Origin of the sequence: Desulfosarcina widdelii, assembly GCF_009688965.1 — a bacterium.
GTDB lineage: Bacteria > Desulfobacterota > Desulfobacteria > Desulfobacterales > Desulfosarcinaceae > Desulfosarcina > Desulfosarcina widdelii.
Window position 1 is genome coordinate 3,378,534 of record NZ_AP021875.1, and the last position, 12,225, is coordinate 3,390,758.

A 12,225-nucleotide genomic window follows, 5' to 3' on the forward strand; every position below is an offset into this window, starting at 1 on the left:
GAAAAAGGTCCGTTGGCATCAATTGATCAGCGGCCGTTCCAGCATCTTCTCGTAAAGGTCGATATACTGCCGGGCCGTGTTGGCATGGTTGAAGGTGGCGGCGCTCTGCTGCATGATCCGTTCGATCTGCCGGCACTTTTCGGTTTCAGGCAGCTTGAAGAACGCGATAGCCTGGCTTACGGCCCAGTACAACCCGGTTGCATTGTAATGCTCAAACAGGAACCCGTTTCCGGTATCTTTATCCGCATCGAGATGAACAATCGTGTCGTGAATCCCGCCGGTATCATGGGCCACGGGAAGCGCCCCGTAAATGGGGGCGATCATCTGCGGCAGGCCGCAGGGTTCGAACAGCGACGGCATGAGAATGAAGTCGGCGGCCGCATAGGCCTGATGTTCCATCGTTTCGCTGAAGTCGCATACCGCCACCCGGTCGTGGAAGCCATGGTGGTTGACGATATCCCGGAAAACCGACTGGAAGTCTCCGTTGGCCACGAATACCACCTGCAGGTTCATGTCCCAGTGGTTGGACAGGATGCCATAAAAGGCCTCTGCCAAAAGCTGGCAGCCCTTCTGGATCGGGTCCAGGCGCGACGGCCAGAAAAACAGGGGGGCATGGTCGTCGCGGATCAGTCCCAACTGTTGCTGCAATTGGCGTTTATTCTCCAGCTTTCCGGCTTTATGCTCTTTGGCCGTGTATTTGCGTGCGATCAGTTTGTCCGATCGGGGGTTGAATGCCGGGTCCGGCGCATTGAGAATGCCCGTTCCGCAGCCGGCATAAAACTTGTTGCTCAACTCCTGCCTGAGCGGCCATTCCACGAAATCGTGGCGACCCTCGACAATTTCTTCGAGAAAACGGGGGCTGACCGTATTGACAAAATGGGCCGCGAACACGCCGCTGGCCAGAAAGTCAACGGGGTTGAACTCCCAGGCCTCCTCGTAGCTGGATGAGAATTTCTCGAAGAAAAGATGGTGCCAGAAATAGGCCGCGTCGATGCCGCGATCCTCGATGTGGGCCAGCGTTGATTTTACCGTATGGATATTGTGGATGGTAAACAGGCAGGGAATCCCCATCTGGCGGGACATGGCCGGGATCAGGCCTGTCATCCAGTCGTTGCAGTGGATCAAATCCGGCCGCACCCGGGGAACGATGTTGTTGATCACCTCGCGCTGAAACGCCAAAGAGAGCTTGGTGTTCTCGCCACCGTAGGCCGAGTAGACCCGGTTGAGGTAAAAAAAGGCCCGATCCTCGGCCAGGTGGACCCGGTCGTCCGGCATGACATTGCGAATGGCCCACTGCTCCCGAGCAAGAAAGGGAGCCAGCCGATCATGGAAGATCGACCGATAGTCCGGAAGGGCCACGTGGACGTCGGCCCCTTCGTTGAACAAGGCACTGACCAGGGCGGCCGAAACGTCGGCCAGGCCGCCGGCCTTTGCTGTCAGATATTGGGAAAGGCTGCCCATCCGATCGGGAAGATAGGTCACCTCCGGGGTAACGATCAGTACCCGCGGATTCGGTTTGGGCGACGGCATCGGTTCCTCCTTTCACGCCTGGAGACGCGGCGGTCATCTCTCTCCTTTAAGCCGGTCTTCCTCCCTTTAGCAGGGTGTTGAAAATAGTTTTTCAACAGCCTATTAAGCCCAGGTCAGCAGTTCCGGCCGGTACCGGATCCACGCGTCCGCGTTGGGGGTCACCCGCACGGTGAATCCGTAACGTCCCGAATCACTGCACGGCAGCGTGCAACCGTAAAGATAGGCCCCATCCGAGCGACTTTCCCGCACATGCATCATTTTTATGTGAGGGTCGTCGATTCGGTCTACATGTTTTATCTTGCCATAGTACAGTTCTACGTTCAACTCCTCGGGCCGCAACTCGCCGGTCTGGACCACCGTGGTGACATCGAAGGACTGGTTGACCCGAAAGGGCCCCCTGGCGCTGGCAATCGGAGCGGACAGACGAATCTGCCCCCACTTTTCGACGTAGCGATGGTGCTGCTCGCCGAGCTTTTTGGCCTCTGCGCCGGTGTCGGCCACCAGTTCCCCGAACCGGTGGCTGGCCGGCAGGTAAAAACGCTCCTCGTATTCCGACATCATGCGCAGGCTGCAGAAACCGGCCATGGCCATTTTCATGGAAGCCTTCATCATCTTCAGCCACGCCGTGGGCATACCGCCGCTGGGCCGATCGTAGTAAAGGGGGGCGACCTCATTTTCGATGATGTTGTACAGGGCCTGGCTTTCGACCGAATCCTGGAAGTTGTGATCCTGATATTCCTCGCCGTTTCCGATGCGCCATCCCAGCTTCGGGCTGTATGCCTCACACCACCAGCCATCCATGGTGCTGACGTTCAGCACGCCGTTCAAGGCCGCCTTCATGCCCGAGGTGCCGCAGGCCTCCATGGGCCGCCGGGGGGTATTGAGCCAGACATCGGCGCCCTGGACCAGATAGCGGGCGATGTGCATGTCGTAGTCCTCGAGAAATAGAAACCGGTGTCGCAGGTTGGTGCGCCGCCCGAAATCCACCAGGCTGCGGATAATCCCCTTGCCCTCGTTGTCCTTGGGATGGGCCTTGCCGGCGAAAATGAACTGCACCGGTCGATCCTTCGAATTGACGATCGCCTCCAGACGTTCCGGATCCTTGAACAGCAGATGGGCGCGCTTGTAGGTGGCGAAACGCCGGGCGAACGCAATGGTGAGAGTGTCCTGGTCGAGCACCGAATCCACAGCCTTCATGATGTTCACGGGTGCGTTGCGCCGCCCGTACTGGCGGTGCATCATTTCCCGGACCATGCGGATCAGGCGGGAGCGGCTCATCTCGTGGGCCTGCCAGAGTTCCTCGTCGAAGATATCGTCGATGCGGCGGGCATTGTCGGGAATGGTGGAGCCCATGTTCCACTGGGGCCCCAGGTGACGTTCGTAAAGCAGTTTGATCTCCGGCGCCAGCACCGTAGGGATGTGCACGCCGTTGGTGACATGGGTGATTGGCGTCTCGTCGTCGGATCGGGTGGGCCAGACGTGGGACCACATATGGCGAGCCACCTGCCCGTGAAGTTCGCTCACCCCGTTGATGTACTGGGCGGTGCGCAGCCCCAGGATAAACATGGAAAAAGGAGACTCCGGCATCGCGCCGTCGGGTTGGCCCAGGGCTACCATCTGGTCGATGGTCATGCCGAAAGCGCTGGTGAAGGGCTCAAAATAGGGTTTGACCATCGCAGGCGGGAATTCGTCGTGTCCGGCAGCCACCGGGGTGTGGGTGGTGAACACCGTGGTGCGCGGCACCACCTCCCGAGCGGTTTCCAGGTCAATGCTGTACCTCGCCATAATCTGGCGCAGCCGTTCGATGCCCACGAAGGAGCAATGCCCTTCGTTGAGGTGGCAGACCGTGGGCTGTATGCCCAGCGCCTCCAGTGCCCGCATGCCGCCGATTCCCAGCAGAACCTCCTGGGCCAGGCGGATGGGCTGCTCGCCGGAGTAAAGCCGGGCCGTGATATCGCGGATCTCGGGCGGGTTGTCGTGCAGGTTGGTATCCAGCAGGATCAAGGGAATCCGGCCAACCTGGACCTTCCACACCAGGGCGCGGATATCCTGGCCGGCAGCGGTCAGGCGGATCACCATGTCGTCGCCCTGGCTGTCCTTCTCCTTGGTTAAAGGCAGGTGGAAAAGATCGGTCTCCGGATACTCTTCCTGCTGCCATCCGTCGTTGTCCAGAAACTGACGGAAATAGCCTTCTCGGTAGAGTAATCCCACGCCGACCAGGGGAATCTTCATGCCCGAGGCGGCTTTAAGGTGGTCTCCGGCCAGAATGCCCAATCCGCCGGCAAATAGCGGCAGGGTTTCGTGGATACCGAACTCCATGGAAAAATAGGCCACCAGTTCCCCTTCGTCCCAGGGGCTCTCGCCGTCGGTCTGGTTGAGCACCCGGTTTTCGAAGCGCCGCCGCACCTGGTCCAGATGGGCCAGGTAGCTGTCGTCCACGGCCAGTTCTTCTAACCGTTCCTGGGGAATGAGGGTGGCGAAAACGATGGGATTTCTCCCCGACGCTTCCCACAAAGGCGGATTGACCCGGCGGAACAGCTCGATGGCATTCTGGTTCCAGCTCCACCACAAATTGCGCGACAGCGTCTCGAGAAAGGCGAGGGGCTCGGGGATATAGGGAAAAACTTGAAATGTCTGTATTGACCTCATGTTGGAACTCCTTGGCGGACCGTGATGGACCGTTCAGGGACCACCGGCCGCGAATTCGACCGGGGGTGCCAGCAAAGACGCGGTTGGCGGCGGTTCAACTGCCGTCCGGCAACGGACTATACGGCCACAACTGAATTGTCACAATCTCCATAATCGCTTTTCACATAGCGATCGGCCTCCCAGTCGTTCTCCCAGACGGTCTGGTCGATCAGGTAGCGGAACTGGTATTCCCGCCCCGGCACCAGCTCGACAACGGCGGTGAATTCACCGCTTTTCAAGCGTTTCATGGCCGTTTTTACCGTGCTCCAATCGTTGAATTCACCGACGATATGGACCGTTTTGGCCCCCGGGGCCGCCGCTTTGGGAAGCCGGAAGGTCACTTTACACCGCTCTTTGGTTTTTAGATACTGTTTTTTCAAACTCACGATGCACCTCCTGTTGGCCGTTCGTGTAAATCCATTCATTTTTGCCGCAGGCCCTGAATCTTGATCCAAACCCGCAACAGTTCGCTGACACCCCACGCCTGGGCATCGCATCCCCTTGGGCGGTGGGGGGCGTCCCCGTCCACGATCTCCGGCATATGTCCCACGCAGCCGTTGTCGATCAGGCGGCTGCTGCTGCCCAGCCAGGCCAGTGCTGTCTCATAGGCATCGGCGCCGAAGCAGTCGGCCCAGGCCTCGCAGAAGCTGGGAAACACCCAGGTCCAGGCCGTGCCGTTGTGGTAGGCCGGCTTGCGGCGGGTGTCCTCATCACCGCCGTATTCCCCCACATAGGGTCTTTCGGGGTCGTTGACCAGAACTCCGTTGTGGACGATGGGCAGGGCCGGATGCACGGGGCGGTCGGCCAAGCTGCGAATGGCCCCGGGAACGATCAACTCCTGGCAGGCCGCCAGCACCCGGCCGGCCACGGTCTTATCCTGCACCGCCCCTAACGTCAGGGCGAAAAGCTGGTTGGGCCGCAGCGCGTCGTCGGTCGTGGCAGCCGCGGCCGGCGTGCCGGGTGCCGCGTGCAGGCAGTCGGCCAGGTAGCCCAGGTCTTCCCGAAAAAACAGGTCGGCGATGGATTGCCGGACTTGATCGGCCAGCTTTTTCCAGGACTTGCGTGTCCGGGGCGCATCCACCCGGCCCAGGTAGTCCAGGGCCGCCTGCCACAGGGCCTGGATTTCGATGGGATACCCCTGCCGCGGGGTGCCGGCCGGATGGTTGGTATCCATCCAGGTAAAATGGGCCGGGCTGAAGAGCAGGCCGCTGGCCGCGTCCATGACAATGCCGTTGGGGGTGCCGGCCATGATCGACCGGGCGACGTCCAGAAGCACCTGTTTCAAGGAACGCCCGCTGCAGTCGGTGGCCAGCACCTTTTCCTGTCCCATGGCGGACCCCAGTTCGTCGCAGACCCGGAAAAGCCACAGGGGCGCGTCGGAGGTGTCGCGGTTGCCCGTGTCGGTGCCGCGAATCATGTTGGGGATGGTGCCGCGATCCTCAAAGGAGGCGAACTGCTGGATGATGGACAAGCCTTCCTGGTGCCGCCCTGCGGCGACGATGCCCCGCACCACGATCAGGGTATCCCGCCCCCAATCGAGAAACCAGGGGTATCCGGCGATGACCGTCTTGAATTGATCGCGCTTCACAATGTACTGGTCCAGGGCTTTTTCAAGGGCCGGCACCGGCGCCTGTTTTGATGGCGTGGCTTCAAAGAACCGGACCACCCGCTGCCGGAGTTCGTCGGCCGTCTCCGCGTCCGGGGCCGCCTCCCCGGACACCCGGGCAACCAGCATCTCGCTCTGGCCACCGACTATAGGACCGGAAAAATAGCCCGGACTGAACAGGTCCGAATCCGGGTCCTGCCCCCGCTGAGCCTCCTGAGGATGGTGGACCATGTACTGCCATTCGGGCTCGGGGAAAAAGCCGATGCTCTCGGCGGCCAGATTCAGCGCGTGTCCCTCGCAGGGATGGAACGCAAACCCGTTTTCCCGTGGGGTGACGGATCGGGGAAAATGATCCTCCGGCCCGGTAAAGGCCTTGGTCGTCTCGTGAAATCCGCGGTCTTCCACGTCCGGACGCAGGATCAGGGTCACCGGCGTGTCGTCGGCCAGCCGGTCTTTGGCCCCGCTGGCCGGATGCCGGTAAAAGACCATGGCCACGGCGTTTTTTCCCGGAATCGTGCGCATGCCCACGTGGATCACCACATGCTGTCCCTGGCCGCAGGGAATGTGGTAGGACCAGCAGCCCGGCCCGTCGTAGTCAAACCCGAAGGCATCCAGGCAGTCCCGTCCGATCTCCTGGGAGAACCCCTGGAACACCACCCATCCCCGCAGACGGGTCAGCAGGATGCGGCGGTCTTCGGGCACGTCGGGGCTCAGATTGGCCGCCAGAAGGGCATCGTAGCGGCTGGGCAGCCGGTTCCAGTGGGCATGGGCCCGGGTCATACCGCCGCGACCGTTGGTGCCCAGCATGTGGATGGCGGCCAGGTTCTTGCGCGGGCGGGAGAAGATCTTTCTGACCTTTACCCGGTCAGCAGCGGTCAGGTAAAGCAGCGGCGCCTCGTGATGGGTGCAGCCCCCGGGATCGAAAAGGGAAAGCTTGAGGGTTCGCGCCTTGTGGCGCCCGCCGACCGGCAGGGGGGCGAAAAGCGCAAAGCTGCCGCCGCCATCGTCGGCCAGGCTCTCCTCCACGGCCATGGCTGTCTGCCGCTCGACAATTGTGGCGCGAAAAGGAGTGCGGGCGCGGACCAGCAGAAAGTGGCCCGGAGGCACCATCACCTCCCGCCGCTCGTCCACGGGAAACTGCCAGGTCACGACCCGCGGCGCATCGCCCGACGGGTTCATGGCCCGGCAGAAATCCATGGGCGAGGATCGCAGCCGGGCGGTGGCCTCGTCCGGGTCCCAGCCGTCCAGGTCCCCGACGCCGCGGTAATAGCGCCACACCTGCAGGGCCTTGGCCCGCATACGCTGCCGCAGGACCCGTTCCGGCGACCGCGGAAATCCCTTTTCGATGCCGGCCAGCAGCGCCGGATCGTCCGGATGATCGCTCAGGCAGACCACCTGGCCCGGTGCCAGGTCCAGGTACAGGGTTTCGCCTTGCTGATCGACGGCCACCGGCTTTCCGCCAAGCAGGTCGATCAGCTCCTGCCGGCTGGATAGGGGCATGCGTTCGGCCGGCCAGGCCGCCCGGTTGCCGGCATTGGCATCCAGGTTGACCGCGACCAGCAGATTCCGTTCGCTATCGCTGCGTCGGGCGGCGACGATGCAGTTGCCCGGCCCGGTCTGGATCATCTCCAACGTCACCGGGTGGGCGAAGGCCGGATGGGCACCCAATATGGCGTTGAGCCGGCGGATATGATCCACCAGATTCTCCGCCGCCCCCCAGTTGAGGGACGGCGCACCATGCACATCGATTTTTTCCGTGGCCAGCCACTCCACGCCGTTGGCGAAAGCAAAGCCTCCCTGGTGAGAAAGCAGGGCGCATAAAGCGGTGCGCATGCGGGCATAGGCGGTCGAGGTGGCGGCCAGACGCAGGTTGTCGTGGGTTTCGGCAAAATGGATCACGCTGCCGTCACTGCCGGCGATCTCCATGGCGCCGGGCAGGTAGTGCTCGATCTGGCCGCGGTCGTAGTTCTGAAACAGCTCGCTGTAGGCCCAGTTGAAATCGGCCCAGTTGAGCAGTTCGCGGGTGACGGAAATCTTGCCGCCCAGCCCCTCCAGCAGGAAGATCGCGTTGGGATACTGGTCGCGGACCCGGGCAATGATATACCGCCAGGCCGGTGTGGGGATCATGTACCCGGCGTCGCAGCGGAAGCCGTCCACCCCCCGGCGGCACCAGGTGAGAAAAACCTCGGCCATGTACTGCCACAGGTCCCGGTGGCGAAAGTCCAACCGGGTGAGATCGGCCCAGACCACCCCCCAGGCGCCGGGGGTTTCGATCTGCCCGTCCGGCTCCCGGGAAAGCCACTGGGGATGGGTTTCGTGAAGGCCGGCCGCCCAGCCGGTGTGGTTGATGGCGATGTCTATGAAAATCCGCGCGCCGCGGGCGTGGATGGCGTCCACCAGCTCGATGAACTGCTCCAGGGGCGTGGCCTTGGGATCAAATTCGGCCAGGGCCGGGTCCACGGCGGTGAAACTGAGCGCGGCGTAGGGGCTGCCGAACCGTCCCATGCGGGCGTAAGTGGTTGGAGTGGGGTGAATGGGCAGCAGCTGGATGGCGCGGCAGCCCAGTTGGCCGATGATGAAGTCCAGTTCGCCAATCAGATCCCGAAAGGTTCCCGAGGGGGGAATCACCGTGTACCCGGCCTCGTCCAGCGGCTTTGCGGCCGCGTCGATGTCTCCCATGCCCCCGTTTTTGTTGGGGCCGAACTGGCGCACAAAGGCGTTATAGATGATATTGGCGCACACGGTGTCCGCCGGCGCCACGTTGACGGCGGTGTTGGTTCCCGGCGGCCACAGCGGGTCGGTCCCTTCCGTACGCAAAAAATAGGCTTTGGCCTCGAAGTGCCCCACTTCGGTCAGGGCCACCGTGAGAGAATAGTGCCCCTTGCCGGACGGCTTCATGGGGACGTCGTACCAGCAGCGGCCCAGGGGATTTTCCTCGCGGTCCACTTCGCGCAGGATTTCACGCCTTACGCTGCGGCCGTATCCCAGGCTCGTACGCAACCAGGCCTGGCCGCGCCACGATTCGGGCACACGCAGGTGAAAGGTAAGTGTATCGCCCGCAAAATGAAGCTGGTGGGTGCCGGGTGCGGGGACCTGGACGATGGCATCGGATTGGACCATAAACCGACTTTCTCCTTCAGCGGTGGTTGAGGCGACAGCGCATTGCGCGAAACGGGCATTGGGATCGCGGGCGGCAATGCCAAACGCCAGCGTCCCTTTCTACCGGGTGGGAACCGCCTCCGGCCGGAGTCAATGGACAAATCGATAAAACAGAAGGGACGGCGCAGGGTCCATCGGCCCCTTGGACAGTCAATGGTCCCGATGGATGAACAGCAGCAGTCATGAAATTATAGAATACGGTCAATTCTTCTCTCTTGTCAACACGGAGATCGTTGGCTGTGACCGCGCGCACCTTATTGCAAAAGACAATGCCGGCCGGGCAGCGCTTATGCGGGTCGTGCGAAATCCCTGCAAGCACCGTGTGCCTGTATCGGAGAAATCGCTTCCCGCGTTTCAGGTGCGCCTGGCGCGCAACAGGCGCATTGCCACGATCAGAACGACCAGGCCGGCAGCCAGGGAAACCGGGAACCAGAAAAAGGTTTCCTTAAAGACCAGGTTTTCCACCGACCGGTCGTCCACAGCGGCACCCCCGATTCCCGCCTTTTTCGCCTCCAGCAGCCCCGCGTAAACCACGCCGATCAGACCGTAGGAGAGGTTGTAGGCCAGGCCCTTGAAACTGAGCACCGTGGCCCGGCGCGAAGAGGGGGCTTCCCGGTTGACAAAATAACTGAGGTAGAAACCGACCATGTACAACGCCGAAAAGGCGACCAGGGCGGGCAGCAACCCGATGGTCGGCCAGAAAAAGGCCATCCCCGAAAGCCCGGACAGCGCCACAAGGCTGGTGGTCCAAAGGCAAACCGCCGGCGAGTGGTTTTCCGCGATGCGGCGAGCCAGCCTCGGAATAAACAGCCCGGCCACCGCCATGACCGAACCCAGGATACCAAACAGCGATTCAGGCAATTGTACCATGCGATAGTACTGGCTGGCCAGGGTGATCACCATGCGTAAGACGCCATCGAAGAGCATGCCGAAAAGGATCACCGCTAGGACAAAAGGCGTTTTCAGGATCCATCGCCCGGTGGAAAAGGTCAGCTTTAGGGCATCTACAGTCGATCCGCTGAACCGTTTTTCACAAGTGCCCTCTTGCCGGGGGTCGGGGCAGATCTCATCCAGACGCAAGGCAGCGGCCAGGGTGAACAGGGCCAGGATGAAGGTGAGAAAAAGGGGAATCCGCAGGGTCTGGTCCTGGGTGAATCGAAACTCCGATCCCAACCAGGCCATCACCCGGCTCATCAGGTCCGGATCGTAGACCGCCGCGCCAACCGACATGGTGAGAATGAACATCACCGACCGCAGCCGCATCTGCACGTCCAGCACCCTGCCCCACTGGTCTGCCATCCCCTCGGCCTGAAGGGCGTCGTAGGCGATGGCCTCGTCGGCTCCGCTGGCCGCCGCTTCGGCCAGGCCGCTGAGCACCCGATTGACACAAAAAAATCCGAACAGCAGCGGAATGCTTCCCCTGGGAGCCAGACAGAGAATCGCCATTTCCACCAGCATGGACATCGCCGCGAAGACCAGAAGCCGGCGCCGGCCGACGATGTCGGCCAGGGCCCCGGAAGGCACCTCGGCCATCACGATGGTGGCGGCCCACACCGCGTTGAGAATCGAAAATTGGGCCACGCTGAGTCCGAAATCCAGAAACAGGACGGTAAAGATAGGGTAGTAAAACCGGCAGTTGAAAAATACCCGAAAGGCGATGAACATGCGGACATTGTTCACCGCAAAGGGGTTTTTCGACGCTGTCGGGTGCGTATTTGCCGGCATTTTCCGCGCTGCTTTCGAAGAGATTGGCAGATAGGGAATAACATAAGATCGAATTATCATCGGTAAAGGTCGTCTTTTCGCCTGTCCGTCTGAGGGCAGGCAGCTACTCACGATACCGGGTTTTCGCAACGGCGGGTTCAATTGACAAACCGGGGGAGCGGCTATACCTTCCGAAAAATCAAAGACTGCCGCTAAAAATCCTGTTATCCATCCATCTGTGAGGTTTGCATGACCATGCCGATAAAAATCGAGGCACCGAGCATCGTCGAAGCCGCGGGCAACAAACCCAAGCGCATCGAAGAGTATATCGGGCAGGTCAACTCCGGCACCGCGGCGGTCAGCGTCGCCCGCATGGTCTCGCCCCCCGGCTGGAAGGAACCGGGGCAGCGGCCGGAATTCGATGAATACACCGTGGTATTAAAGGGACGGCTTCGGGTCGAATCGAAAGAGGGAACCTTGGATGTACAGGCCGGTCAGGCGGTCATCACCCACGCGGGCCAATGGGTGCGCTACAGCACACCGCAACCGGAAGGTGCCGAATATATCGCCGTATGCCTTCCCGCCTTCACACCGGATACGGTTCACCGGGACGATCCGACGGCGTGACAAACGCACCTCCTGGCTGGCATCCGGATTTCAACAACCATCAATTCAGAGGACCCCATGAGAAACCTCCTGTTTCTAACGCTGGCCCTTTGCGCCGGCGGCCTGGTACCGATTCAGGGAGCCCTTAACGCCCATCTGGGCAAAAGCCTCAACCATCCGCTGCAGGCCACCTTCATCTCCTTTTTCGGTGCCATCGTCGTTCTGGTTCTCCTGCTGATCCTGCTGAGCCCTTCCCTGCCGTCGCTTGCGGATCTCAGATCCACGCCGGCGCTCTACTACACCGGCGGCATTTACGGGGTGATTTTCGTTACCGCCATTTTGACGCTGACCCCGCGCATCGGCATTGCCAACACCATTGTGGCAACCATCGTCGGGCAGCTCATCGTCTCGGTGATCCTGGATCACTTCGGCGTCTTCGGCCTTGCCCGACATCCAATCAGCGCATCCAGAATTATTGGATGCGTGGGACTGCTGGTGAGTTTATACCTGATCCAATTCCGCCATTGAGGATTGATAAATCTGTAAAAAGTCGAAATTATCACAATTTCGTCCCGGCGTAGGCCGGCGCACGTAGTGAAGCTTTAGCGCGCTATCATGCGGTTTCAATACGTTCTGGATGCCCCCGGCTCAGGTCCGGGGCAGGCTTATCAAGTCCAGCATGACGAGGTTGGTATTTTTTACGAGACCATAAGAATTGCGTAGATTACCATCCGGTAATCCTGGTGTCATCTTGTTGTAAGGGATCTTTGCTAAGTTGAGATCGTGCTTCGGGCACTCTGCTGACCTTGTCCGGGAACCAGAGAACCCAAGGCTCCTCCTTATCCCCTCTTAAAACCGGGCCGCGATATCGCGGCCCGGTTTCTTTCTGCAAAAAACCGTGTGATCGAACCGATTTCTAATGAAACCGTAAC

7 protein-coding genes are annotated in these 12,225 nt (G+C 60.9%); 2 read left to right on the forward strand and 5 right to left on the reverse strand.

The features are described from left to right. Positions 1 to 18: 18 nt before the first annotated feature. The 5 genes from GN111_RS15665 to GN111_RS15685 all read right to left on the reverse strand — a co-directional run bounded on the left by GN111_RS15665 (position 19) and on the right by GN111_RS15685 (position 10,708). Positions 19 to 1,530: a glycogen synthase gene (locus GN111_RS15665; protein WP_155304647.1), complete on the reverse strand. Its 1,512-nt coding sequence runs from the start codon at positions 1,528 to 1,530 to the stop codon at positions 19 to 21. Between the two features lie 102 nt (positions 1,531 to 1,632). After that, positions 1,633 to 4,179 (reverse strand): alpha-glucan family phosphorylase, encoded by a 2,547-nt coding sequence (gene glgP / locus GN111_RS15670; protein ID WP_155304648.1) that lies wholly within the window; start codon positions 4,177 to 4,179, stop codon positions 1,633 to 1,635. A 116-nt stretch (positions 4,180 to 4,295) separates the two neighbouring features. Further along, positions 4,296 to 4,604, reverse strand: coding sequence for an isoamylase early set domain-containing protein (locus GN111_RS15675; RefSeq protein ID WP_155304649.1), 309 nt, complete (start codon positions 4,602 to 4,604; stop codon positions 4,296 to 4,298). Between the two features lie 35 nt (positions 4,605 to 4,639). Beyond that, positions 4,640 to 8,944: an amylo-alpha-1,6-glucosidase gene (locus tag GN111_RS15680; RefSeq protein WP_155304650.1), complete on the reverse strand. Its 4,305-nt coding sequence runs from the start codon at positions 8,942 to 8,944 to the stop codon at positions 4,640 to 4,642. A gap of 393 nt (positions 8,945 to 9,337) precedes the next feature. Beyond that, the gene (locus tag GN111_RS15685) at positions 9,338 to 10,708 is read right to left on the reverse strand and encodes an MFS transporter (protein ID WP_155304651.1); all 1,371 of its coding nucleotides are present in this window, start codon (positions 10,706 to 10,708) and stop codon (positions 9,338 to 9,340) included. A 228-nt stretch (positions 10,709 to 10,936) separates the two neighbouring features. Here GN111_RS15685 and GN111_RS15690 point away from each other — a divergent pair, with 228 nt between their 5' ends. Beyond that, positions 10,937 to 11,314 (forward strand): cupin domain-containing protein, encoded by a 378-nt coding sequence (locus GN111_RS15690; RefSeq protein WP_197740561.1) that lies wholly within the window; start codon positions 10,937 to 10,939, stop codon positions 11,312 to 11,314. A gap of 57 nt (positions 11,315 to 11,371) precedes the next feature. Beyond that, entirely contained in the window at positions 11,372 to 11,821 is a 450-nt protein-coding gene (locus GN111_RS15695; protein ID WP_155304652.1) for a DMT family transporter, read from the forward strand. The last annotated feature ends 404 nt before the right edge of the window (positions 11,822 to 12,225 follow it).

What these genes read in the sequence shown, in the direction of transcription:
- glgP (WP_155304648.1), bottom strand. Translation starts at nt 4,179, where the DNA reads ATGAGGTCAATACAGACATTTCAAGTTTTTCCCTATATCCCCGAGCCC.
- GN111_RS15685 (WP_155304651.1), bottom strand. Translation starts at nt 10,708, where the DNA reads ATGCCGGCAAATACGCACCCGACAGCGTCGAAAAACCCCTTTGCGGTG.
- GN111_RS15665 (WP_155304647.1), bottom strand. Translation starts at nt 1,530, where the DNA reads ATGCCGTCGCCCAAACCGAATCCGCGGGTACTGATCGTTACCCCGGAG.
- GN111_RS15680 (WP_155304650.1), bottom strand. Translation starts at nt 8,944, where the DNA reads ATGGTCCAATCCGATGCCATCGTCCAGGTCCCCGCACCCGGCACCCAC.
- GN111_RS15695 (WP_155304652.1), top strand. Translation starts at nt 11,372, where the DNA reads ATGAGAAACCTCCTGTTTCTAACGCTGGCCCTTTGCGCCGGCGGCCTG.
- GN111_RS15690 (WP_197740561.1), top strand. Translation starts at nt 10,937, where the DNA reads ATGACCATGCCGATAAAAATCGAGGCACCGAGCATCGTCGAAGCCGCG.